28 protein-coding genes and 1 tRNA gene are annotated in these 22,601 nt (G+C 64.1%); 12 read left to right on the plus strand and 17 right to left on the minus strand.

From position 1 onward, the window contains the following. The first annotated feature begins 516 nt into the window (after positions 1-516). Genes RMR04_RS17100 through RMR04_RS17115 form a run of 4 tightly spaced genes read left to right on the plus strand, consistent with a single transcriptional unit; the run spans position 517 to position 3,987 of the window. Entirely contained in the window at positions 517-2,070 is a 1,554-nt protein-coding gene (locus RMR04_RS17100) for an undecaprenyl-phosphate glucose phosphotransferase (protein WP_311909533.1), read from the plus strand. After that, positions 2,067-3,329, plus strand: coding sequence for an O-antigen ligase family protein (locus RMR04_RS17105; RefSeq protein ID WP_311909534.1), 1,263 nt, complete (start codon positions 2,067-2,069; stop codon positions 3,327-3,329). Before RMR04_RS17100 ends, RMR04_RS17105 begins: the two co-directional genes overlap by 4 nt. A 54-nt stretch (positions 3,330-3,383) precedes the next feature. Next, the gene (locus RMR04_RS17110; protein WP_311909535.1) at positions 3,384-3,674 is read left to right on the plus strand and encodes a ribbon-helix-helix domain-containing protein; all 291 of its coding nucleotides are present in this window, start codon (positions 3,384-3,386) and stop codon (positions 3,672-3,674) included. Next, a complete protein-coding gene (locus RMR04_RS17115; protein WP_311909536.1) occupies positions 3,661-3,987 on the plus strand; it encodes a type II toxin-antitoxin system RelE/ParE family toxin in 327 nt (108 codons plus the stop codon). The genes RMR04_RS17110 and RMR04_RS17115 overlap by 14 nt, the downstream gene beginning before the upstream one ends. Positions 3,988-4,011: 24 nt before the next feature. On the opposite strand, the gene RMR04_RS17120 is transcribed toward RMR04_RS17115, so the two are convergent. Continuing rightward, positions 4,012-4,830 (minus strand): class I SAM-dependent methyltransferase, encoded by an 819-nt coding sequence (locus RMR04_RS17120; RefSeq protein WP_311909537.1) that lies wholly within the window; start codon positions 4,828-4,830, stop codon positions 4,012-4,014. 206 nt (positions 4,831-5,036) lie between these two features. Between RMR04_RS17120 and RMR04_RS17125 the strand changes: the two genes are divergently transcribed. Then, a tRNA-Pro gene (locus tag RMR04_RS17125) sits at positions 5,037-5,114 on the plus strand. A gap of 425 nt (positions 5,115-5,539) precedes the next feature. On the opposite strand, the gene RMR04_RS17130 is transcribed toward RMR04_RS17125, so the two are convergent. Continuing rightward, the gene (locus RMR04_RS17130; RefSeq protein WP_311909538.1) at positions 5,540-6,031 is read right to left on the minus strand and encodes a hypothetical protein; all 492 of its coding nucleotides are present in this window, start codon (positions 6,029-6,031) and stop codon (positions 5,540-5,542) included. 701 nt (positions 6,032-6,732) lie between these two features. On the opposite strand from RMR04_RS17130, the gene RMR04_RS17135 reads away from it, so the two are divergent. After that, positions 6,733-6,963: a hypothetical protein gene (locus RMR04_RS17135; protein ID WP_311909539.1), complete on the plus strand. Its 231-nt coding sequence runs from the start codon at positions 6,733-6,735 to the stop codon at positions 6,961-6,963. 46 nt (positions 6,964-7,009) lie between these two features. Here RMR04_RS17135 and RMR04_RS17140 read toward each other — a convergent pair whose 3' ends face one another. Both RMR04_RS17140 and RMR04_RS17145 read right to left on the minus strand, forming a co-directional pair. Then, positions 7,010-7,630, minus strand: coding sequence for an alpha/beta hydrolase (locus RMR04_RS17140; RefSeq protein WP_311909540.1), 621 nt, complete (start codon positions 7,628-7,630; stop codon positions 7,010-7,012). Between the two features lie 80 nt (positions 7,631-7,710). Continuing rightward, on the minus strand, positions 7,711-8,658 hold the full coding sequence (locus RMR04_RS17145) for a ring-cleaving dioxygenase (protein WP_311909541.1): 948 nt from the start codon (positions 8,656-8,658) through the stop codon (positions 7,711-7,713). 198 nt (positions 8,659-8,856) lie between these two features. Here RMR04_RS17145 and RMR04_RS17150 point away from each other — a divergent pair, with 198 nt between their 5' ends. Both RMR04_RS17150 and RMR04_RS17155 read left to right on the plus strand, forming a co-directional pair. Next, on the plus strand, positions 8,857-9,282 hold the full coding sequence (locus RMR04_RS17150) for a DoxX family protein (protein WP_311909542.1): 426 nt from the start codon (positions 8,857-8,859) through the stop codon (positions 9,280-9,282). Positions 9,283-9,637: 355 nt separating this feature from the next. Next, positions 9,638-10,600, plus strand: coding sequence for a LysR family transcriptional regulator (locus RMR04_RS17155; protein ID WP_311909543.1), 963 nt, complete (start codon positions 9,638-9,640; stop codon positions 10,598-10,600). A gap of 200 nt (positions 10,601-10,800) precedes the next feature. Here the strand turns inward: RMR04_RS17155 and RMR04_RS17160 are convergent, their stop codons facing one another. Further along, on the minus strand, positions 10,801-11,307 hold the full coding sequence (locus tag RMR04_RS17160; protein ID WP_311909544.1) for a YciE/YciF ferroxidase family protein: 507 nt from the start codon (positions 11,305-11,307) through the stop codon (positions 10,801-10,803). 343 nt (positions 11,308-11,650) lie between these two features. Here RMR04_RS17160 and RMR04_RS17165 point away from each other — a divergent pair, with 343 nt between their 5' ends. Continuing rightward, a complete protein-coding gene (locus RMR04_RS17165; protein ID WP_311909545.1) occupies positions 11,651-11,860 on the plus strand; it encodes a hypothetical protein in 210 nt (69 codons plus the stop codon). Between the two features lie 64 nt (positions 11,861-11,924). Here RMR04_RS17165 and sugE read toward each other — a convergent pair whose 3' ends face one another. The 8 genes from sugE to RMR04_RS17205 all read right to left on the minus strand — a co-directional run bounded on the left by sugE (position 11,925) and on the right by RMR04_RS17205 (position 17,071). Further along, a complete protein-coding gene (gene sugE / locus RMR04_RS17170) occupies positions 11,925-12,239 on the minus strand; it encodes a quaternary ammonium compound efflux SMR transporter SugE (protein WP_311909546.1) in 315 nt (104 codons plus the stop codon). A 158-nt stretch (positions 12,240-12,397) separates the two neighbouring features. Then, positions 12,398-12,949, minus strand: a complete 552-nt coding sequence (locus RMR04_RS17175) for a MerR family transcriptional regulator (protein WP_311915867.1) — start codon at positions 12,947-12,949, stop codon at positions 12,398-12,400. Between the two features lie 32 nt (positions 12,950-12,981). After that, positions 12,982-13,296 carry an integration host factor subunit alpha gene (locus RMR04_RS17180; protein ID WP_069691132.1) on the minus strand — a complete coding sequence of 105 codons (315 nt, stop codon included), beginning with the start codon at positions 13,294-13,296 and terminating at the stop codon, positions 12,982-12,984. A 191-nt stretch (positions 13,297-13,487) separates the two neighbouring features. Beyond that, complete coding sequence (locus RMR04_RS17185; RefSeq protein WP_311909547.1) at positions 13,488-14,465, minus strand: beta-ketoacyl-ACP synthase III; 978 nt, start codon at positions 14,463-14,465, stop codon at positions 13,488-13,490. Between the two features lie 12 nt (positions 14,466-14,477). Next, the gene (gene plsX / locus RMR04_RS17190; protein ID WP_311909548.1) at positions 14,478-15,536 is read right to left on the minus strand and encodes a phosphate acyltransferase PlsX; all 1,059 of its coding nucleotides are present in this window, start codon (positions 15,534-15,536) and stop codon (positions 14,478-14,480) included. Between the two features lie 100 nt (positions 15,537-15,636). Continuing rightward, on the minus strand, positions 15,637-15,924 hold the full coding sequence (locus RMR04_RS17195) for a hypothetical protein (protein WP_311909550.1): 288 nt from the start codon (positions 15,922-15,924) through the stop codon (positions 15,637-15,639). Positions 15,925-15,978: 54 nt separating this feature from the next. Continuing rightward, positions 15,979-16,539 carry a YceD family protein gene (locus RMR04_RS17200; RefSeq protein ID WP_311909551.1) on the minus strand — a complete coding sequence of 187 codons (561 nt, stop codon included), beginning with the start codon at positions 16,537-16,539 and terminating at the stop codon, positions 15,979-15,981. Beyond that, a complete protein-coding gene (locus RMR04_RS17205; RefSeq protein ID WP_311909552.1) occupies positions 16,529-17,071 on the minus strand; it encodes a ubiquinol-cytochrome C chaperone family protein in 543 nt (180 codons plus the stop codon). Before RMR04_RS17205 ends, RMR04_RS17200 begins: the two co-directional genes overlap by 11 nt. A 160-nt stretch (positions 17,072-17,231) precedes the next feature. Between RMR04_RS17205 and RMR04_RS17210 the strand changes: the two genes are divergently transcribed. Further along, positions 17,232-17,726 carry an outer membrane protein assembly factor BamE gene (locus RMR04_RS17210; protein WP_311909553.1) on the plus strand — a complete coding sequence of 165 codons (495 nt, stop codon included), beginning with the start codon at positions 17,232-17,234 and terminating at the stop codon, positions 17,724-17,726. A gap of 77 nt (positions 17,727-17,803) precedes the next feature. Here the strand turns inward: RMR04_RS17210 and RMR04_RS17215 are convergent, their stop codons facing one another. The 4 genes from RMR04_RS17215 to RMR04_RS17230 all read right to left on the minus strand — a co-directional run bounded on the left by RMR04_RS17215 (position 17,804) and on the right by RMR04_RS17230 (position 21,757). After that, complete coding sequence (locus RMR04_RS17215; RefSeq protein WP_311909554.1) at positions 17,804-18,730, minus strand: DMT family transporter; 927 nt, start codon at positions 18,728-18,730, stop codon at positions 17,804-17,806. A gap of 172 nt (positions 18,731-18,902) precedes the next feature. Continuing rightward, entirely contained in the window at positions 18,903-19,199 is a 297-nt protein-coding gene (locus tag RMR04_RS17220; RefSeq protein ID WP_311909555.1) for a type II toxin-antitoxin system RelE/ParE family toxin, read from the minus strand. Then, positions 19,196-19,456: a type II toxin-antitoxin system ParD family antitoxin gene (locus RMR04_RS17225; RefSeq protein ID WP_311909556.1), complete on the minus strand. Its 261-nt coding sequence runs from the start codon at positions 19,454-19,456 to the stop codon at positions 19,196-19,198. Before RMR04_RS17225 ends, RMR04_RS17220 begins: the two co-directional genes overlap by 4 nt. Before the next feature lie 144 nt (positions 19,457-19,600). Then, positions 19,601-21,757 (minus strand): sodium-translocating pyrophosphatase, encoded by a 2,157-nt coding sequence (locus RMR04_RS17230; protein ID WP_311909557.1) that lies wholly within the window; start codon positions 21,755-21,757, stop codon positions 19,601-19,603. Positions 21,758-22,030: 273 nt separating this feature from the next. Here RMR04_RS17230 and RMR04_RS17235 point away from each other — a divergent pair, with 273 nt between their 5' ends. Both RMR04_RS17235 and RMR04_RS17240 read left to right on the plus strand, forming a co-directional pair. Further along, positions 22,031-22,288, plus strand: a complete 258-nt coding sequence (locus RMR04_RS17235) for a CopG family ribbon-helix-helix protein (RefSeq protein WP_311909558.1) — start codon at positions 22,031-22,033, stop codon at positions 22,286-22,288. Then, positions 22,285-22,587 (plus strand): type II toxin-antitoxin system RelE/ParE family toxin, encoded by a 303-nt coding sequence (locus RMR04_RS17240; protein WP_311909559.1) that lies wholly within the window; start codon positions 22,285-22,287, stop codon positions 22,585-22,587. The genes RMR04_RS17235 and RMR04_RS17240 overlap by 4 nt, the downstream gene beginning before the upstream one ends. Positions 22,588-22,601 lie beyond the last annotated feature (14 nt).

Here is a 22,601-nt window from a genome sequence, read left to right on the forward strand (position 1 = left end):
TGCACACGGGCGAAGCCGGCGCTGGACGCCGCGGGGGCGACGCAAGGCAGCTAGGCAAAAGTTCGAGTTTTGAAAGACGGTATCCGGATTGAAAGCCTTCGGCGGGAACACCGCGAAAGCAGCACAGCGGCATCGCGACAACGGCCAAAAGCCGCTCTCATAATCCGCGCAGAAATGTGCTTCTCAGACACTCATCGCGGTCAGATATGCCCGTAACGTTGCTTTTTGTCAACTTGAAACAACTTTTATGCAGCAAAATACGCCAAAAATAGCAGCCAAAAACCTAGATTAATACCTTGATGGGCCAAGCGAAAATCGCCCTTTTCGATTTCGCGTTTTTGTGAGGCCCAAAACAGCCGGAACGGAGCTCGCCGACGCGGCGTTTCCAGTCAATTTCCTTGCGAATCCTCCGCAAGAACGACGGGTCCGGTTAAGCCTTCCGTGAACATTTTGCGCTAGACGCAAGGTAAGAAGACCGGAAGCCTCGGCTTGCCGGCCGGACCGGGATGGCATGTCATGGGCGCTTTCGATGTTCGCGATCTGATCAAGGTCGACGCGGCCGCGGCCGCGACATCCGAGATGTTCGGTCCCTCCAAGAGCGGCGCGACGCGCGCCTTCCACCCCCTGGCCGAGCGCATTGCCGCGATGCCGGTCAAGCCGACGCTCTCGCCGGTGATGATCGAGGGCTTTGTCCGTCTCTTCGACGTGCTGGCCGTCGTTTGCGTGGGCGGGTTGGTCTATTGGTTTTATGTGGCGGGCAATATCGACAACGCCCTGCCCTACCAGGTCACGATTCCGGCGCTGGCGATCGGGGCACTCGCCTCCTTCCAAGCGCTGCAGCTCTACCATGTCGGCGCGCTCAGAAATTTCGTCGCCATGGCGGTCAGGCTGGTGACCGGCTGGACGACCTTGTTCATGATCGCGCTGGCGGCCTTCTTCTTCCTCAAGATCGGCGACCAGGTCTCACGCATCTGGCTGGTCGGGTTCTATGCCGGCGGCCTTGCGGCGCTGCTCGGCGAGCGGCTGGTGGTGACGCTGAGCGTGCGCCAGCTCACGCGCTCGGGCCGGCTGGAACGGCGTACCGCGATCGTCGGCGGCGGCGAGGCGGGCGAGGCCTTGATCCGCGCGCTGGAAGCGCAGCGCGACACCGGCTTGCGCGTCTGCGGCGTCTTCGACGACCGTAATGACGACCGTTCGCCCGATCTCGTCGCCGGCTACCCCAAGCTCGGCACGATCGATGATCTCGTCGAGTTCGCGCGCCGTACCAAGCTCGACCTGGTGATCTTCACCCTGCCGATCTCGGCCGAGGCGCGGCTTCTCACCATGCTGCGCAAGCTCTGGGTGCTGCCGATCGACATCCGCCTCTCCGCGCATATGTCGAAGCTCCGGTTCCGGCCGCGCTCCTATTCCTATATCGGCGCCGTGCCCGTGCTCGACGTGTTCGACCGGCCGATCGCCGACTGGGACATCGTCGTCAAATTCGTCTTCGACAAGATCGTCGGCACGCTCGCCCTGATCGCGCTCTCGCCGCTGATGCTCGCGACCGCGATCGCGATCAAGCTCGATTCGAAGGGGCCGATCCTGTTCAAGCAGAAGCGCTACGGCTTCAACAACGAATTGATCGAAGTCCTGAAATTTCGCTCGCTCTACCATGAGATGAGCGATTTCGCTGCCGCCAAGCAGGTCACCAAGGACGATCCGCGCGTCACCCGCGTCGGCCGTTTCATCCGCAAGACCTCGATCGACGAGTTGCCGCAGCTCCTCAACGTCGTCCTGAAGGGCGATCTCTCGCTGGTGGGGCCGCGCCCGCATGCGATCCACGCCACCGCCTCGAACCGCGCCTATGAGCAGGTCGTCGACGGCTACTTCGCCCGCCACAAGGTCAAGCCCGGCATCACCGGCTGGGCCCAGGTCAATGGCTGGCGCGGCGAGACCGACACCGAGGACAAGATCCAGCGCCGCGTCGAACACGACCTCTACTACATCGAGAATTGGTCGGTGCTGCTCGACCTCTACATCCTGGTGAAGACGCCGCTCTCGCTGCTGACCAAGAACGAGAACGCCTATTGAGCGCGCTCGCCGATCGCTCTGGGACTGCTGCTGGCCGTAGCGGCTTGCGGATTTCCTATGCCGCGATCAAGCGCGGCGTGCTCTGGCTGCTGACTGCGTCGAGCGGCTTTGCGCTGATCGAGCCCTCGCCCTACGAAGTGATTTTCCTGCTGGCGGTCTTCGCCTTCGCCCTGACAGGCATCCGCTTCTCGCAGAAGCTGCTGCCTCTGCTGGGCCTGCTGCTGCTCTACAATATCGGCGGCGCGTTCTCGCTCATTCCCTGGATGGACGAGCCGACCTCGGTCCGCTTCACGGCAGTCTCGGTCTATCTGATGATCACCGCGATCTTCCTGGCCGCGATCATGGCCGACGATACCATCGCCCGGCTGGAGACGCTGCGGCGCGGCTATCTCTTTGCCGCCTGGTGCGCCGGGCTTGCCGGCACTCTCGGCTATTTCAACATCGCCGGCCTTGGCGACGTCTTCGCGCTCTATGGCCGCGCCTCGGGCACGTTCAAGGATCCCAACGTGCTCGGCCCCTTCCTGGTGCTGCCGATCATCTTCGCCCTGCAACATGTCTTGATCGGACGGCTCGGGCTCATGCGCGGCTTCCTGGTCATGAGCGTGCCGCTTCTCGCTCTGTTCCTGTCGTTCTCGCGCGGTGCCTGGGGCAATCTCGCCGCCTCGGCGGTGCTGATGGTGCTTTTGAACTTCCTGACTTCGCCCAGTGCCTCGCGGCGCATGCGCATCGTCGTCCTGACAGCCGCCGCGCTCGCCCTGGTGGTGATAGCGTTGCTGATCGCGCTGTCCTTCGAGAACATCCGCAGCGTCTTCGAGGTCCGCGCCAGCCTGGACCAGAGCTACGACCAGGGCGTCACCGGGCGTTTCGGCAGCCAGTTGCGCTCGATCCCGCTGCTCTTGGGTGAGCCCAACGGCTTTGGTCCGCTGCGGTTCCGCTGGATCTTCCCGGAGGATCCCCACAACGTCTACATCAACGCCTTCGCCTCCTATGGCTGGCTCGGCGGCTGCGCCTGGCTCGCCCTGATGGTGGCAACCTGCTATGTCGGCTGGGCGCTCGTGTTCAGGCGTACCCCTTGGCAGAACCACGCCATCGCACTCTGGTCGGTGCTGTTCATCACGATCCTGCAAGGCGTGCAGATCGACACAGACCACTGGCGCCATCTCTATCTGATGCTCGGGCTGATCTGGGGGCTGGCCGCGCTGCCGACGCCGAGCGCGAAGGTATCGAACCCGAGCGCAACGACGCGCCGCATTGCCTGATCGCCGGTCGGATTTTATGCTACCGTGCTTGGAGCAGAGCCGGGAGCAGCCACGATGCAGACCGCCGAGAAAATCAGCATCACCATGACGCCGGAAATGATGCGCGAGGTCCGCGCCAGTGTCGAGGCAGGCGAATATGCTTCGACCAGCGAAGCATTGCGGGACGCAGTGCGCGTCTGGCAGCGGGAGCGCGCCGAGCACGCCGAGCGCCTAGCCTCAATCAAAGCCCGTATCGAACGGTCACGCGACGATCTCCGACCGAGCCTCAGTGCAGATCAGGTCCGCGAGCGCATCGCCGCACTGCATGCCGGGACGATGAAGGCTCATCGGGATGAAGCCGTATAAGGTCATCCTGCGCGAGGACGCTGCAAGCGATCTCGCAGACATCTATCGCTGGATTCATCAGGCGAGCCTCAGCCCGTCGATTGCCGAACGCTATGTCCAGCGGATCATCGCCTTCTGCGAGAAGATCGGCACGATGCCGCATGGCGGCAGACGGCGTGACGACCTCGTTTCGGGCTTGAGAACCTTCCCATTCGAGAAGCGAGCGGTCATTGCCTATTTCATCGAAGGAGAAATGGTCCTGATCACCAATGTCTTCCATAGCGGCCGCGACTATGAGGCGCTCTATCGCGGCGAGCCGGAAACCGAAGTCTAAGGAAAGCGGCAGGTTTTGCCCCGCTCAGATCCGGTCCTTGCGCACCACGACATAGGCGTAGGTCGTCACGAAATCCCAACCGGTCTTCGCCGCCAGCGCGTTGAAGACATGGTCGGCCTGCTTCAGCCCGGGCATGCGGTCGAAATAGCCGTGCCCCCAGAAGCGCTGGATATGGACATCGCTGAAGCCGGCACGGTTCAGCATCGGCCCGAGCTGACGCTTGCTGCCGCGGCACCAGTCGTAGAAGGCCGGGAATTTCGGATCGCCGCCGCCATCGCGCCGCGCCGGGTAGAGTGCATGCACGATCGCGCGCGAGAGCTTCTCGGGCAGGATGTGGTTGATCGCGAAGACCGGCGCCCACAGCGTCGGGAAGAAGGCGAGCGCGACGCCGCCCGGCGCCAGCAGGTCATGGATGTTGGTCCAGGCGCGCTCGACGTCATGGACATGCTCGAAGACCATGCGCGAGACCATGAGGTCATAGCCGCCGCGCACGACATCCGGCTCGGAGAGATCGCCGGCGATGTCGAATCGCGCCGTCCTGAGCCCGGCCGGCGTCAGCGCCAACTCGCCCGCATCGATATCGTTGACGATGAGGTCGATGCCGTGGCGCGCCGCCTCGGCGGTCGAGAACAGCGGATCGCGCCCGCCGCCGATCTCGCAGACGCGGCGCAGGCCGAACTGCCTGGAGAGATCGAGAATCGTCGATTCGTAATGGTCCCAGGCCCATTGTGAATGCCAGTCCGGGGCGAGATCGCGGAAGAAGGTCTCGATCGAGCCCAGCGGTTTCGCAGGGGTCGGCACGGAGACCTTGCTCCGCTCCACTGTGGCAGTCGCCAGTGACATGGTCATCTCCGCCTGAAGGACCCCCGTCCCACGGATACGATGCGCAAACAGGCCCCGGACCGCAACCAAAGCCTTAATCGAAGGTTAACAACGCCCGGCCGGCCATGTGCCGCTCCGGGGCGATCAAAGGCTCCTGTCACGGAGTCACCGACAATGTGTCGAAGCGCATTGCATCCACGGCAACGCGACACTATAAGCCGAGCCGTCGGAGCGTAGCGCAGCCCGGTTAGCGCACTTGTCTGGGGGACAAGGGGTCGGAGGTTCGAATCCTCTCGCTCCGACCATTTTTCTCTACTGTCGATGAGATCTCAGCCGGCCGCCGCCCTGCGCGCCGTCGGCCAGCCCGCCTCCCCGGCGGCAAATCCCCAAGATTCGCGACAGAGAGGCCGGCACGATTGCGCTGGGCGCTTCTGCTACCGCGACTCGCTCATCTTGGCTCTGAAACGCACCGTCATTCCGGGCGCGCCGTAGAGCTGAGCCTGCCCCCATGAACACGACGCTGCTCCAGTTCGTCATGCTCGCCCTTGTGGCGAGCATCCACGTCTTGAATACAGGCCTCGACGGGCGAAGACGTGGATGGTCGGGACAAGCCCGACCATGACGGATGACGCGGTGTTCATAGGGCCGGGCGCCACGCTTCGCGTAGCCGCGGAATGATGGGATGGTTCAGAAAGCACCGGGAAACGATTAAACGCATCCGGATCGCTCCCTACGGCATAATGACGTTGATTTTGCGCTCGGCCTGGGCGCTCAGGGAGGCTGGCGTGCTGGCGAACTCGGGCACGATCTTGAATTTCGGCATCGCCCTGCCGGAAAATTCGGTCAGGAGCTTGATGCGTTCGCGATCCCGGCTCGACACCAGCCGCGTTCCCTGCAGATCGTCGAAATCCGCCAATCGCCGCGTGTTCCTGCCGCCGGCATAGACCAGCACCTTGTTCGACAGGACGACGATATCGCCCCGGCGCAGCGTCGGGTCGGTGAGATACCAGTCGGGATTGCTGACGGGGTCGATCGAGACCTGCAGATAGCGCTTGGACTCGCCGTCGCTCTCCATCGAGACGCGCGGGATTTTCGGTTTCGGCTTACTCGTCGGCCGGATCGTCATTTCCAGCGGCGCGCTCTCCTGCCGCTGCGGAGCTGGAACGCCGAACAGCATTTCGAGCAAGCCGGCCTGCGCCTGCGACGCCGTGAGTGCAGACAAGACCGAAACCAGGCCAATCAACAGAGACCGAGCACGCAACTGCATTGAACGGACACCGAGGTTGCTTGAATCTGGAACGCTTCACCTAGCGCCTGCTTGAAAGCGCGAGGTAAACACTCATATCGAACCTGATCAGCCGGCGCCAGTCGTCCCGGCGTGATTGGTTAAACTAAATGCATATTTCGCGGTACGTCTTGAGCAAATGCTCGCGGAATAGACAAACACCGAGCCTTCAACCGCCGATTTCCAGCGCTGTCATGCTTAATCCACCTCCCGCGACCCGAGGCGCGCCAACCGACTGCGGCGCGCCCTCAGCGGCCTCCGGCGTTGAATCTGTTCGCCCGGCGGCCTTGGCCGGCAAGTTATCCACAAGCCCGGCTAATCTTCCTTGCAATCGCTCCGGCTCTATCCCAACGTCAGCGTGGTCGCGTTGCCGGTGATGTACTCATGCATGCTTTCTCGCGTTCGGTGGAAAATCAGGTCTCGAGTCAGAGCGCCATCCTGCTGCGGACGCTTGTCGTGATCGTCTTCGCCATGGTCATCATCCTGCCATTGCTCGATTGATCGTCCGGAGCCTTGATCGTCCGGAGCCTTGATCGTCTGGAGCCTTGCCGAGCAGGCCGATAATCCCGGCTCGTATCCGCCCCATTTCACGCGTAGGCTGCCTCTGACGGACGCGGCGTGACATAGGGGAAGAAACAATGGCAGGGGAAGATCGCGGACCACGCACCTGGCACGATGTGAACAGCGTCCAGGAAGCACCACGCGAAAAGCAGAAGTCGAGCGGGCGGATCGCGGCCGAGGAGGCCGCCTCCCGTAAGAAGATCGAGGCGTTGAAGGCACTCAGGCTGGCGAAGCAGGCGGCCGAGCCGCCCGCTCCTCCCGTCGTGAAGGCCAAGCCCGCCAAGCGCAAGGCTACCGCCGCGGCGTAAGCACCCACACTGGATCAGGCTAGAGGCCCTAACAGCCTCCTGAGATTCAGGCCTGATCCAGCCAACCGCGCAGCAGGCCGACATCGCCTTGCGACAGGCCATGGCCCGTCGGCAGGATACGATGGTCGACCAGCGCGCCGCCTGCGGACAGCGTTTGCGCCAGGCGTTCGGCATCCTCGGCTGGAATGATCGGGTCGAGCGCGCCCGACAGGATCAGAACCCGCTTGCCGGCGAGATCGGCTTTGGGCGGCTTCCGGAAGGGCGACATCGCGCGAACCAGTGCAGCTCCGGCCAGAACCTCCGGGTGCAGCAGCAGCAGGCTGGCTGCGATATTGGCGCCGTTGGAGAAGCCGAGCGCGACCGGCGCCGGCAGATCGTAGCGCTTGCGGGATTCCGCGACGAAATCCGCCAGCTCATGCGTGCGCGCGGTGAGGTCGGCCTCGTCGAAGACGCCCTCCGCCAAACGCCGGAAGAAGCGCGGCATCGCCCCTTCCAAAACCTTGCCGCGCGGCGAGAGCAGGCTCGCACCGGGTGCCACCATGCGCCCGAGCGGCAGCAGGTCGCGCTCATTGCCACCTGTGCCATGGAGCAGCAGCAGCGGCGGGCGCGAGGCTTCCGTGCCCGGCTCGAAGACGTGAATGAAATCCGTGGTCGCGACAGCGTCCATCATGGTTCTCCTGTTCATAGGCGGCATGTTGTCAGCCGAATTGCCTGCCCGGCTCGAAAGCCAGGCAGGGCGGCGCGATCTCAGCCGAGTTCCGGCAGCAGCGCCTCGATCCGCGCCCGCTGCGCCTCGAGCCCGGCAGGGAGCTTCAGCGCCTGGCCGAGCGTCGCCGTCGACTCATCGACGGCAAAGCCTGGAGCATCGGTCGCGATCTCGAAGAGAACGCGGCCGGGCTCGCGGAAGTAGACGGAGCGGAAATAGTTCCGGTCCCTCTGCTCGGTCGCGCGGATGCCGTGGTTTTCCGCAAGACGGCGCACCATTGTCTGCTGCGCTGCATCGTCGGCGGCGCGGAAGGCGACATGGTGGACCGAGCCCGCGCCCTGTCGGGCCGGCAGGAAGCCGCCGGCGACGCGCAGATCGACGATAGTACCGAGTCCTGCAGTACCAAGAGCCGCACCCTCCGCCCGATAGCGGATCAGCGTGTCCTCGCGCCCAATCTCCTTGAACCCGAGCACGTCACTCAGGATCGCAGCGGTGGGCTCGGCGTCTTCGAGCAGCAGGCTGACGCTATGGAAACCGCGGATCGCCTGCTCGGCTGGGACATCGCCGCCGTCCCAGGCCGCCTCACGCTCGATACCCGGCAGGCCGACCAGTGCCAGCCGCATCCCGTCGGGATCGCGGAAGGCCAGCACGCTCTCACCGAAGCGCTTCACCGGCACATCATGGGGCACACCGTGTTCGATGAAGCGATGCGCCCAATAGCCGATCGCGCCTTCGGGAACCCGGAACACCGTCTCCTGCGTCTCACCGACGCCAAGCCGGCCGGGCGCGGCATGCTCCCAGGGAAAGAAGGTCAGGATCGTGCCAGTCGCCCCGGCGACATCGCCGTAATAGAGGTGATAGGTGCCGGGATCGTCGAAATTGACGGTCTTCTTGACCAGACGCAGGCCGAGCACCCGACCATAGAAGTCGAGATTGCGACGCGCCGGGCCGGAAATCGCGGTGACGTGGTGGATGCCGTTGATCTGCATGATGACTACTCCTCCCAAACCGGGCTGAGGAGCGGATGCTCCGTTGGCTCCAAAGATTGGTCGGGCGAGCTCAAAGCGCTAGAGCGGTTACATTGCGCCATTGCAATGTCGATCTTGGTATCTCACAATTTGCATTGCGCTTCGGTCAGATCAATCTTTTGGACAGAGGCCAGCCCGGCCCCATCGGAGATTGCCCCCATGATCGACAACCGCCTCGCTCCCTATGGCGCTCTCGGCCTGCGCGTCGCGCTCGGCCTGATGTTCATTGCCCACGCTTATCTCAAGCTCGTGATCTTCACTCCCGCAGGCTTCGCCGGCTTTCTCAGTCAGGTCGGCCTGCCTGCCATCCTCGCCTGGCCGATCATGCTGGCCGAGCTTCTCGGCGGCCTCGCCATCCTGACCGGCTTCTATGGCCGCTATGTCTCGATCCTGCTGCTGCCGGTCCTGCTCGGCGCCCTGATGGTCCATGCCCCCAATGGCTGGGTCTTCAACGCCCCCAATGGCGGTTGGGAATATCCTGCCTTCCTGGCGCTGGCCGCGCTGGCCCATGGCCTGATCGGCGATGGCGCGCTGGCCCTAAAGCCTGCCCAACTGAGCTGGAACGGCGCGACCGCCACGGCCTGAGCGACGTTCAAGACTTCGAACCCACGGCCCTTCGCCGTCATCCCAGAGGTTGTTATGGACTATGGGGATGATTTGACGCTGGCGATTTTGCGCGAATGCCAGGAGTTCGAGGACGCAAGCCTTCCGGCTTGCTACGAAGAACGACGCCGCAGTCGCGCAAAAGCGCCGCGCCCTTCGGGTGAGGTGAAAACGGCGGAGCTGCAGCGTCACATCGCTTGCCGATACCGATGGTATCAGCTGCGCAATGCTCCTCCCATCTCCGTCGTTTTGACCTCATCAAATCATCCCCATAGTCCATAACAACCTCTAGCCCCGTCGCCTTGATGGCGGCGAAGCCATGCCCGAGAGTGCGCGCATGAACACGACCGCCAAGAATACGACCGCGAAGAACACAACCGCAAAGACGCTGGCCTGGGACGACTTTCGATTGATCAAGGCGATCGCGGACACGCGCGCGCTGCCGGCCGCCGCCACGGTGCTCGGATTGAACCATTCGACGGTGTTCCGCCGGCTCGGCCAGATCGAGGAGGCGCTCGGCCTCAAGCTGTTCGAGCGCCATCGCAGCGGCTATGTCGCGACGCCCGCTGGCGACGAGATGGCAACGCTCGCCGAACGTGTCGACGAGGACATCACCGCCTTTGCGCGCCGCCTCGCCGGGCAGGAGATCAAGCCCGCCGGCGAATTGCGCGTCACCACCAACGACACGCTGCTGGTCGATCTGCTGACGCCGGTCTTCGCCGCCTTCCTCGGGCAGTGCCCCGATATCCGGCTCGACATCCTGCTTGGCAACCAGGCGCTGAACCTGTCCAAGCGCGACGCGGATGTGGCGATCCGTGCGACCGACAACCCGCCCGAGACTCTCGTCGGCCGGCGCGCGGCCCGCATCGCCTGGGCGCTCTATGGCCGCATCGCCGATTTCCCGGAAGCCGCCGATATCGCAATCGAGAGCCTGTGGGCCCGCAACTGGATCTCGCTCGGCGATCAGTTCACGGCGCTGAAGGCTGTGCGCTATCTGAACCAGCATGTCGCGCCGGAGCGCATCGTCTACAAGGTCAACACCGTTCTGGGCCTGGCGGAGGCGGTCGAGGCGGGTATCGGCATCGGCTTCGTGCCCTGCTTCATCGCCGATACGAGACCGGGGCTGACGCGGCTGGCGGCGCCCGACCCGGGCTTTGCCGCCGATCTCTGGCTCCTGACCCATCCCGACCTGCGGCACTCGCCCAGGGTCAGGCTGTTCATGGACTTCATCGCCGGTGAGCTCGGCCGGATGAAGCCGCTGATCGAGGGCGACAAGGCGATCTCGCCCCGGCAAGGTTGAGGCCGGGCGGGGTTGACGCGGACGCTGGAGCCGTTTCCGATCCAATTGGATCGTTCAACAGCTCCAACTTGTTGTTTTGACGCGTTTCCTTCACGCGAACCGGTGTCCACTTCGCTCGAAAACGCTCTAAATCAAACAAATAACGCTCGCGACGGCATCCCGTCGCGAGCGTTCGAATGGCCGATGAGCCGGCGCCGTGATCAGGCTGCGGCCCTGCGATTTACGCCCCCTTCGGCAAGCATGGAGAGTTTGCCGTCGGCGGCGAATTCCTCATCGAGATTCTGCTGCAGCAAAGCCGCGCAATCCTGGCGACCGAGCTGTTTTGCCCATGCCGTCAGCGTGCCGTAGCGCGTGATCTCGTAATGCTCCACGGCCTGGGCTGCCGCGATGATCGCAGCGTCGAGCACCGGCCCGTTTTCGACATCGCCGGTGAGCTCGTCGGCTTCCTCGATGATGCCGTCGATGGCGGGGCAGTTGATGGCCTTGGCCTCCGCCCCGTGCTGCTTGAACACCTGCTCCAGCCGCGCGATATGCCCCTCGGTTTCCCTGCGATGGGTCTCCAAGCCCAGCTTGAGTGCCGGATCAGTCGCCTTCGCGATCATTTTCGGCAGGGATTTGTAGATCGTCTTTTCAGCATAGTAGATATCCTGGAGCTGATGGATAAAAAGATCATCCATCGTTTTGATATCCTTGGAAAACAAGCCCATTGAACTCTCCTGTCGCTGGATGTTGCTGTGACAGGCCGGCAAAGCCGGGCGGCGATGCGCTTCCCCAGTCTAGGAACGTGCCCGGACGGCGACTGTTCCAACCGAAGCGCTATTCGCCGGAGGAGAACATGATTTTGTCAGCCGGGCTCACGCCTGATGAACTTGGCGGGAACCACGCCGTCATTCCGGGGCAGGCCGCAGGCCTGAGCCCGGAACCCAGAACCCGGAATCCAGAACGGATGCGCTCGATTGTTGAGGCTCGCCATGCGAGCACGTTACAGAGAGCCCGCATCGGCTCTGGGTTCCGGGCTCTTCGCTAACGCCAAGCCCCGGAATGACGGCGGTGGTTCAAAATCAAGTCGTCACGCTCTATGATCCCGCCATGGACATGATCATCCCTCTCCTGATCGGCATGACCTTGATCTGGCTGATCGGACGCGGCACGCCCTGGAACGCCAAGCTCGTGACCTTGGCCGTGACGCTCCTCATCATCGTGCTGATCGTCGCGCTGGAGCGTGGCGGCTATTGGCCCCAGGCCTTCCACAGGCGCTGAGCCTTCCACAGGCGCTGATGCGGCCATCAACGCCTGTGCGCTTGCCGGCCCAGGCCGCGCCCGTTTAGGAGACGAGCTTCAGGCCGACGATGCCCGCGACGATCAGGCCGATGCAGGCAAGGCGCAGGGCACCCGCCGGCTCGCCCAGAAGGAGGATGCCAAGCACGGCAGTGCCGATCGTGCCGACGCCGGTCCAGATCGCATAGGCCGTGCCGAGCGGCAGGCTCTTCAGCGCAAGCCCGAGCAGGCCCAAACTCACCACCATGCTGGCAAGCGTGAGCACGCTGGGGACCAGCCGCGTGAAGCCTTGCGTGTATTTGAGACCGATCGCCCAGCCGACCTCGAACAGGCCCGCGACGAAGAGATAGAGCCAAGCCACAACGGCGCTCCTTTTCAGAAGGGGCGAGGTCGTCCACGCCTGGTGATGGGAGAGGCTTTCGCCGAGGTCGTCCTCTTGAGCGACCTATTCAGCGCCATGCGCTCCCGCAAGCTCCCGCCGCGGAATGGCGGACAGACCCGCGCGGCATGGCGCGCGCCTCAGGCGCCGTCGGGAACAGGCTGAGGCGCCAGGGCGCTGTGCAGGATGCGTTTGCATTCGCCGAGCTCGGCCAGGACCGCGGCGAGCAGCGTCAGATCGTCGAGGCCTTCGGGCGGGACCGGGCGCGAATGCTGGGGCGCGAAGTTCTGGGGCGCGAAATCCTGATGCGGCTCGCCCTCCTGCGGGTAGGCGGTCGCGGCATGGGCCGCCCCGGCATCGGCCTGCATCACGGCAGCTGGCACGGATGCCCTCTCCGGCCCTGGCGGGCCGACCGGCGCGCCGCGGCCGATCGCCTGGACATGGCGCGGCCCCTGCTCCTTGAGGATGCGCTGCAGCCCCTTGATGGTGTAGCCCTCGCCGTAGAGCAGGCGGCGAATGCCCTTCAGCAGCGCGACGTCGTCGGGACGATAATAGCGCCGCCCGCCGCCGCGCTTGAGCGGCTTGATCTGCGTGAAGCGCGTTTCCCAGAAACGCAGCACATGTTGGGGAATATCGAGGTCTTCTGCGACCTCGCTGATCGTCCGGAAGGCATCTGCGCTCTTGGTGTCCATGTCGGCCTCATCGCCGGTGTGGAACTCCAGGCTCACTCGTCTTCGCCCTCACCCAACTGTCCGTTGATGCGCGCCTTCATCACATTCGAAGGCTTGAACACCATGACACGACGCGGCTCGATCGGGACTTCGACTCCCGTCTTCGGATTACGCCCGATTCGCTCGCCCTTGTCTCGCACGACGAAGGATCCGAATGAGGATAACTTCACGTTCTCGCCGCGCGCGACCGCGTCACAGATTTCGTCCAGCACCGCCTCGACGAGCTTCGACGACTCTGTCCGCGACAGACCGATCTTCTGATAGACAGCCTCGCACAGATCGGCGCGAGTTACCGTTTGCCCCGCCATTCATATCCTCCAAGGCGTTATGTCGGCCAGCGGGTTTGCCGCCTGCCCTTCGCCAATATGGACGACGGACGCTAGGCGTCCCGGCTGCGCCGGTCAATCCTAGAACACCCGCCAACTCACCCAAAACTTGGGAATTTGCTAGAAAAAACAAGCAGAACCGTCATAATTCGACGGATTTCCTGCGCCGCGCTTCACCACCGGATCAAGGCCGACCCCCAGGTGAAACCGCCGCCCATGGCCTCGATCAGGACGAGCTGTCCGCGCTTGATGCGGCCATCGTGATGCGCTTCGGCAAGCGCCAGCGGAATCGAGGCCGCCGAGGTGTTGCCATGCCGGTCGACGGTGACGACGACGCGCTCATGGCCGATGCCGAGCTTGTGGGCGGTGGCGTCGATGATGCGACGATTGGCCTGATGCGGCACGAACCAGTCGATATCGGCGCCAGTCAGCCCCGTCTCCTCGAAGGTGTGCCGGACCGTCTCCGCCAGATTGACGACGGCGTGGCGGAAGACCTCCTTGCCCTCCATGCGCAGGAAGCCGACGGTCTTGGTCGAGCCCGCGCCGCCATCGACATAGAGCTTGTCCTTGTAGCGGCCATCCGAGCGGATATGGGTCGCCAGCACGCCGCGATCGGCGAGCGTGCCCTCGCCCGGGCCTGCCTTCAGCACGACCGCGCCGGCGCCGTCGCCGAAGAGAACGCAGGTGGTGCGGTCCTCCCAGTCGAGGATGCGCGAGAAGGTCTCCGCACCGATGACGAGCGCAGCCTTCGCGGCGCCCGTGGTCAGGAACTTGTCGGCCGTCGCGAGCGCGAAGACGAAGCCCGAGCAGACAGCCTGGAGATCGAAGGCGACGCCGCCATTGATGCCGAGCGCGGCCTGGATCTGCGTCGCGGTCGCGGGAAAGGTGTGATCGGGCGTCGCGGTCGCGACGATGATCAGATCGATCTCGGAGGCGTCCATGCCGGCGTCGGCAAGCGCGGCCTGTGCCGCCTTCAGGCCCAGAACCGAGGTCGCCTCGTCATCGGCCGCGACATGGCGCTGGCGGATGCCGGTGCGCTGCACGATCCACTCATCGGTCGTGTCGACGCGCTGCGCCAGCTCGGCGTTGGTGACGATGCGTTCCGGCAGATAGGAGCCGCAGCCGCACAGTATGGAGCGCAGAATGGACAAGAAAGCTGTTCCCTATTCGGCGGTGGCGGCCTGCTGCGCCGCCGCCTCCGGCCGCGCAGTCGCGCCCACCATCTCGCGGACCTTAGCCATCAGGTTCTCGCGAGCCATTTCATAGCCCAGTTCGGCCGCGCTGGCGAAGCCGATGGCGTCGGTGCCGCCATGGCTCTTGATGACGATGCCCTCGAGCCCCAGGAAGACACCGCCATTGACCTTGCGCGGATCCATCTTGTCTCTGAGCGCGGCGAAGGCGCTGCGCGCAAAGAGATAGCCGATCTTGGCCATCAGCGAATGGCTCATCGCCGCGCGCAGATAGGAGGCGATCTGGCGCGCGGTGCCCTCGGCCGTCTTCAGCGCGATATTGCCGGTGAAGCCCTCGGTCACCACGACATCGACCGTACCCTTGCCGAGGTCGTCGCCCTCGACGAAGCCGTGATAGGCCAGATGCGGCAGGTTGCTCTCGCGCAGGATGCGGCCGGCTTCCTTCACCGCCTCGACGCCCTTGATCTCCTCGACGCCGACATTGAGCAGGCCGACCGTCGGGCGGTCGATATCGAAGACGACGCGGGCCATGGCCGCGCCCATGACCGCGAGATCGACGAGGTGGCGGGCATCGGCGCCGATCGTGGCGCCGACATCGAGCACGACGCTCTCGCCGCGCACGGTCGGCCACAGGCATGCGATCGCCGGGCGGTCGACCTGCGGCATCGACTTCAGGCAGAATTTCGACATCGCCATCAGCGCGCCGGTGTTGCCGGCCGAGATGGTGACATCGGCCTCGCCGGTCTTGGTCGCGTCGATGGCACGCCACATCGAGGATTTGTAGCGGCCATAGCGCAGTGCCTGGCTCGGCTTGTCGTCCATCTTCACCGATACATCGGTGTGGTGGAAGGTGGTGACCGCCTTGAGCTTGGCATGTGCGTCGAGCAACGGCATGACCTGTGCCTCGTCGCCGAAGATCACGAAGCGCGCATCGGGACGCCGCTCCAACGTCAGGGCAGCGCCGGGAATGACCACGGATGGACCGTGGTCTCCGCCCATCGCATCGAGCGCGATTGTAACCGGACGTGTCATGAGGTGATGGCGGATCCTGGGAGCGGCCGCCCTTCTTCTGGAGGCAGCGCGTTGCGGGCGGGACAATAGCGACTTGAGCCGCTGCCGCAAGCCGCCGCGATCAAAGCGAGCGCTCCCAATTTTTACGGCTGATAGCAGACAGCCGTTGGACAAGCGGACCCACCACCGAACCGATTGCATACACCAACACGGCGCTTAGAGCAAACATCACATAAATATTATTAAGCCATGGAAACGAATTCAAAATAATATCAATCGTACCCGAGAACGTCATAAGCATAATCATCGGCGCTCCCGACAATTGTCCAAATATATATTGCCCTTTGACGTCAGATGCTGTTTGAGAAACGATCAAAAGCCAACCACCAACAATGGCGTAAACGACCATAAATAGAAGCCCTGCTCGACTAAACCTCACGGCAAGCTTCCAGTCTCGACACGTTCATTCGCTCCGTTTCAGCTTGGCCAGTACCGCGAAAGGCGATTCGAGGCCGGGACCGGCCGGCGTCGCGTCGAAACTCACGCCGGGCTTGCGCGGATAGGGATCGAGCGCCAGCGCCAGGAACTCCAGTGTGACCGCACCCAGATCGATGACGCCGTCGACGATAGGCTCCGGCGGGTCGGCCTCGTTCAGCCTGACCTCGATATCGATCTTGTCTTCATCGCCGGCATCGCCGCGCCTTCCGGCGATCCGCGCCTCGTCCTCGGGGGCGAAATCGAGCTTCATCGGAACCTTGATCTCGACCGGGAAGGACTCGAGCGTAACCACGCAGATCTGGTGCGCCTTCGCCTGGATCGCACCCTCGAGTTTGACCTTCTCGCCATTGCGCGAAAGCGTGTAGTGCGCCTCCAGCGCCTCCAGCGAAGCCAGACCGAGTTCGGCCGCGATGCGAGGCAGCGCCTGCGCTGGCGCGGAGACGGTGACGTTGCCGGGGCGCAGCTTGATGCCCTCGACGCGGACGGGATGGCTCAGGGGCAAAATCTTCTCCGGATCAGGCGACATGGCTGCGCTCAAGCTGCGCCAGGGCTGGGAACAGCTCGGGCTCGTTCAGGATCGCTTCAAGCGTGCGGGCCGCCAGCCCTGCCTGCGCCTGCCTCATATAGTCCGCCAGGATGGCGGCGCCCTCGCCTGGGCTCGCATTGCGGCGCAGCGCCTCGGTCAGCGCCTCCGGCTCCGCCGAGACCAGCGCCGCCTCATAGGCCTTGATCCGGCCGAAGAAGCTCTGGGCGATCTTCTTCATCCGCTTGGGTACCGCGATATCGCTGATGCCGCCATTGCGGAAACCGAGTTCGAGATAGGAAAAGCAGGCATCGACGAAATCCTGCGCCAGATCGGCGGCCGGCGCCGGCAATTCGCGCAGGCGGCGCAGCACCAGGAAGATGTGCAGCGTCAGCGATTCGAAGCGCCCCTCGAATGTGTCGGGAATGCCGCCTTCGATATAGAAAGCCGGCCGCCGCGACGCCTCGGCGACGCGCGCGAACAAGGCGTTCACCGGTGCGAGCCGGGCTTCACGCTTGCCGAATAGGCCGAACATTACGCAGCCATCTCCTTGCGAAGGCCCTAAGCGGGTCCATGCCTTGCCAAAGCGTCCTTGCCTTGCCAAAGCCATGCTCGGGCGTTACGCCAAGCCTTACCCATTTGACAAGCGGCTTGGGCCCTTCGCCCTTGACGCCACGGCCTGGATTTGAGTCCCAATGACCCTCACCAATCGCCGCGCGGCCCTGCTCGGCATCCTTGCGACAACATCCCTGGCATTGGCGGGCTGCGGCCCGGACGCCGGCGGCTTCATGCTCCCGACCTCTGCGGGCATCAACGAGGAATACACGCGCGGCTTCGTCATGGATGACGCGCTTATCGCCCAGATCAAACCGGGCATGGACGTACAGGCCGTGCTGACGGCGCTCGGCACGCCGTCGACCACCTCCACGGTCGGCAACCGGACCTTCTACTACATCAGCCAGACGGTGCGCCGGCGCTTCCAGTTCCAGGATCTGAGCGTAATCGACCAGAAGGTGCTGGTGATCTATTTCAACAAGGCCTTCAAGGTCGAGCGCATCGCCAATTACGGCCTGCAGGACGGCGTGCCCTTCGACTTCATCAGCCGCACCACCCCGACCGGCGGCGAGGAACAGAGCTTCCTGCGCAACCTCTTCAAGGGCGTCACCAAGTTCACGCCATTCGGTGCGTGACCGTCCAAACGGTCTGACGAAACACAAAACCCGCGGCCCTCGCCGCGGGTTTTTCTTTGAGCGCGGGCTCGCTGTGCTCAGGCGCGAACCGCCGGCTTTCGCTCGGGCAGCGTCATCGCGGCGACGCCGAGCACGACCAGGGCAAGCCCCGCCCAAGCTGTCGGGCTCAAGCTCTCGCCCAGGAACAGGATGCCGATGGCGACCCCGATCGGCACGCGCAGATAGGACACGGCCGTGGTCCCGACCGCGCCAAGTGTCCGGATCAGGCGGAAATAGATCGCGAAGGCGAGAGCCGTCGAGAACACCGCAAGCGCAAGCAGCGCCATGAGCGAATCCTGGGAAGGCGCCAGCGTCCAGGGCCGGTCGATGACGAGCGCGAAGGGCAGCAGCACGGCTGCGCCCATCAACATCGAACCGGCCGCCGGCAGGAGCGGGTCCATGCCGCCGAAATTCCGGCCAAACAGCGCGGCGCAGGCATAACACACGGTCGCCAGCACGATCGCCAGTTGCGGCACGGCGGCGCTGCCCAACCCGGCAAAGGCCTGAACGCCGACGATCAGGCTGATCCCGGCCACGCCCGCCAGCACGCCCAGCGCCTTGCGCGCATCCGGACGCTTGCCCGGCGCCAGCGCCAGCCCGATCAGGAAGACGAAGACGGGCGTGGTTCCGTTCAGGATCGAGGCGAGGCCGGCATCGACGCTGCGCTCGGCCCAGGCGATCAGCGTGAAGGGCACGACGCTGTTGAGGCAGGCCTGCACCAGGAAACGCCGCCAGCTCGCGACATCGCGCGGCAGCTTCACACCCCGCCAGCGGATGATGGCGAGCAGGATCGCACCGGCAATCAGCGTGCGCGCCGCGATCAGGGTCAAGGGCGGGATCGTCTCCACGCCGATCTTGATGAAGCTGTAGGAGCCGCCCCAGAGCGTGGCGAGAACCAGCAGCAAGGCGAGCTCGGTGGCGCGGCTCACCTCGGCAGCAGGGGTGGTCAGGGCTTGTGTCGTCATGGCTCTCTCCTTGGTTGGAGGGACCATGTCACAGCCGACATCCCAGAACTTGCAGGAACGCTACGGTTAGGACCGTAGCTTCGCAGATTGATTCAGCCAGGCGAGGCTTTGATTCAACTCTTTAATCCAAGCATTTGATATATTGATCATATTGTCGTCGCGCACCAATTGCTTACAGGCTCTCATCGATCCTTTCGAGGTCTCGCGCGGCATGGAGCACACGCAGGATTTCGAGGTTTGTCTCTCCAATCCGATAGAAGATCAGATAATCCCGATGAGGCGCACGCCGAATGCCGCGGGCGGCATGACGCGGCAAGAGCGGATATCGTTCGGGTTGCGAAACCAGCTTTGCGCAAAATTGCTCAAGCACTGTCACAAAGCGCAACGCTTCTCGCCGACTGTCGCGAGCTATGTAGTCGCCGATCTCCTGAAGGTCCCGGCGCGCCGTCGGCGTGAACGCAAGCTTCACTCGGGTTTGCCGATCTCATCGCTGTAACGGGCGCGCAGTTCGGCAAAGACATCGTCGCCCGCAATCACCTGGCCGGTATCCGCCTCGGCCAAGCCGGCCTCAAGCGCCAGATCGAGTGCCATCAGGCGCTTCTCGCGCTCCTCGACGAGGCGCACGCCTTCCCGCAGTACTTCGCTCTTTGAATTGTACCGCCCCGAGGCGACGAGCGTCTCGACGATACCCTCAAGGCGCTGTCCCAGTTCCGCACTGACGGCCATGAAATCCTCCGATGCTTGCCCACATCCATATCTATTATTGCCTCCGGGTCCGTGCAAGCGCCTCCCCCTTTGAGTCCAGTCGGACAATGAAAAACCCCGCGGATCGCTCCGCGGGGTCGATCTCGTTGCGCTACACGCAGCCGCTCAGGAATGCGCCAGGATCGCCAGCAGCAGGAGCGCGATGATGTTGGTGATTTTGATCGCCGGGTTCACGGCGGGGCCCGCCGTGTCCTTGTAGGGGTCGCCGACAGTGTCGCCGGTCACCGAGGCCTTGTGCGCCTCGGAGCCCTTCATGTGGCGCACGCCGTCCTTGTCGACGAAACCGTCCTCGAAGGACTTCTTGGCGTTGTCCCAGGCTCCACCGCCCGAGGTCATCGAGATGGCGACGAAAATGCCGGTGACGATGACGCCCATCAGCATGGCGCCCACAGTCGCGAAGGCGTGGTTCTTGCCGGCAATGGCGTTGATCGCGAAGAAGGTCACGATCGGCGCGAGCACCGGCAGCAGCGAGGGCACGATCATCTCCTTGATCGCAGCCTTGGTCAGCAGATCGACGGCCCGCGCATAATCGGGCCGCTCGGTGCCGTCCATGATGCCGGGCTTCTCCTTGAACTGACGCCGGACCTCCTCCACGACCGAGCCGGCGGCGCGGCCGACCGCTGTCATGCCCATGCCGGCGAAGAGGAAGGGGATCAGGCCGCCGAGCAGCAGGCCGACGACGACATAGGGGTTCGACAGCGAGAAATCGACGGTGACGCCCTTGAAGTACTGGAACGTCGTCGAGCCCGCCTTGTTGGCCTCTCCGATGAAGAAGTTGAGGTCGGAGGTGTAGGCGGCAAACAGCACCAGCGCGCCGAGGCCCGCCGAGCCGATCGCATAGCCCTTGGTGATCGCCTTGGTGGTGTTGCCGACAGCGTCGAGCGCGTCGGTGGAGTGGCGCACCTCCTTGGGCAGGCCCGCCATTTCGGCGATGCCGCCGGCGTTGTCGGTGACGGGGCCGAAGGCGTCGAGCGCCACGACCACGCCCGCCAGGGCCAGCATGGCGGTGGTGGCGATGGCGATGCCGAACAGGCCGGCCAAGCCATAGGCGACGATGATGCCGGCGACGATCACGATGGTCGGCAGCGCAGTCGATTCCAGCGAGACCGCAAGGCCCTGGATGACGTTGGTGCCGTGGCCGGTGACCGAGGCCTGTGCGATCGAGACGACAGGGCGCTTGCCGGTGCCGGTGTAGTATTCGGTGATGACGACGATGAGCAGCGTCACTGCCAGGCCGACCAGCGCGCAGGCGAAGAGGCCGCCCGAGGTGAAGGTCACGCCCTGCGTGGTCGTGAACACGGCCGAGAAGCCGCCGAACATCAGGTAGTTGACCGCCGCGATCGCGCCGATCGAGAGCACGCCGGCGGCGATGAAGCCCTTGTAGAGCGCGCCCATGATCGACTGGTTGGCGCCGAGCTTGACGAAGAAGGTGCCGATGATCGAGGTGACGATGCAGGACGCGCCGATCGCCATCGGGTAGAGCATCATGGTGCCCAGCGTCGCCTGTCCCGCGAAGAAGATCGCAGCCAGCACCATGGTGGCGACCAGCGTCACCGCATAGGTCTCGAACAGGTCTGCCGCCATGCCGGCGCAGTCGCCGACATTGTCGCCGACATTGTCGGCAATGGTGGCGGGGTTGCGCGGATCGTCCTCAGGGATTCCGGCCTCGACCTTGCCGACGAGGTCAGCGCCGACATCAGCACCCTTGGTGAAGATGCCACCGCCGAGGCGGGCGAAGATCGAGATCAGCGAGGCGCCGAAACCGAGCGCGACGAGCGAGTCGATGACGGTGCGGCTCGATGGTGTGAAGCCGAGGAACGAGGTCAGGACGCCGTAATAGACCGCAACGCCGAGCAGCGCGAGGCCAGCCACCAGCATGCCGGTGACAGCGCCCGCCTTGAAGGCAACGTCGAGGCCGTCGCCCAGCGACTGCATCGCCGCCTGCGCCGTGCGGACATTGGCCCGGACGGAGACGTTCATGCCGATGAAGCCGGCGAGGCCCGAAAGCACCGCGCCGATCAGGAAGCCGATCGCGACCCATTGCCCGAGCAGGTAGGCCAGCGCCGCGAAGAGCACGACGCCAACGAGCGCAATGGTCATGTATTGGCGCTTGAGATAGGCCTGCGCGCCCTCGGCGACCGCGGCGGAAATCTCCTGCATGCGCTGGTTGCCGGCGTCGCGCTTCATGACGTCGCCATAGGCCCAGACGCCATATGCGATCGACAGCGCACTTAAGACTATGATTGTAAGCAGAGCTGACATTGGTTTCCTGACCTTGAGCTTCTCGACCCGCGGAGAGGCTTTGCGCTCCCCTTAACGTTCTTGGACGCCTGACTCATGGAAATGCGGGCCCGAGAAAATCGCGCCCGCATGCGCCTCGTCAGTGTCAGCCGAATTTGTGCCAAGTTTCGAACAGAATCGCAAACACGGCGATAGGACTTTCGCCGTGTAAACACGCAGCTACGGAGCAAAGCTTCAATGGCTCGCCAAACGACGTTGTGTTAGGATGTGTACCTCCAGGTACAGGCGGCCCAGATGAGCAGCACGACCATGACGATCCGCCTCCCCAAGGAGGTGAAGGATGGCCTCGGAAGGATCGCCGCAGCGACGCGCCGGACGAACTCCTATCTCGCGGCCGAGGCGATCGAAGCCTATGTCGCCCGCGAGAGCGCGATCATCGACGGCGTGCGTGACGGTCTGGCCGACATGCAGGCGGGCCGGGTGGTGTCGCATGACGAGGCCATCGCTCGCCTCGAGAAAACGATAGCGGCGGTGGAACGGATCAAGGCGTGAGCCGAGGCGTCGAGTGGTCCGCCAGCGGTCTCGACGATCTCGACGCGACGATCGGCTTCATTGCGCGGGACAATCCGCATGCGGCCCGCCGCGTGGCGGCGGCCATCGACAGCGCCGTGCGGAAGCTGGCAGAGATGCCGACGGGACGCCCCGGGCGCGTTGGCGTCACCTATGAGCGGAAAATCCCTCGCCTGCTTTATACGATCGCATATGCGATCCCCGAGACCTCGCGCCTCGTCATCCTGCGCGTGATCCACAATGCCCGCGATTGGCCTGAAGAGAGCTGGCCAGCGGAATAAAGCCGCGATCGCCG

Source organism: Bosea sp. 685 (assembly GCF_031884435.1).
GTDB lineage: Bacteria > Pseudomonadota > Alphaproteobacteria > Rhizobiales > Beijerinckiaceae > Allobosea.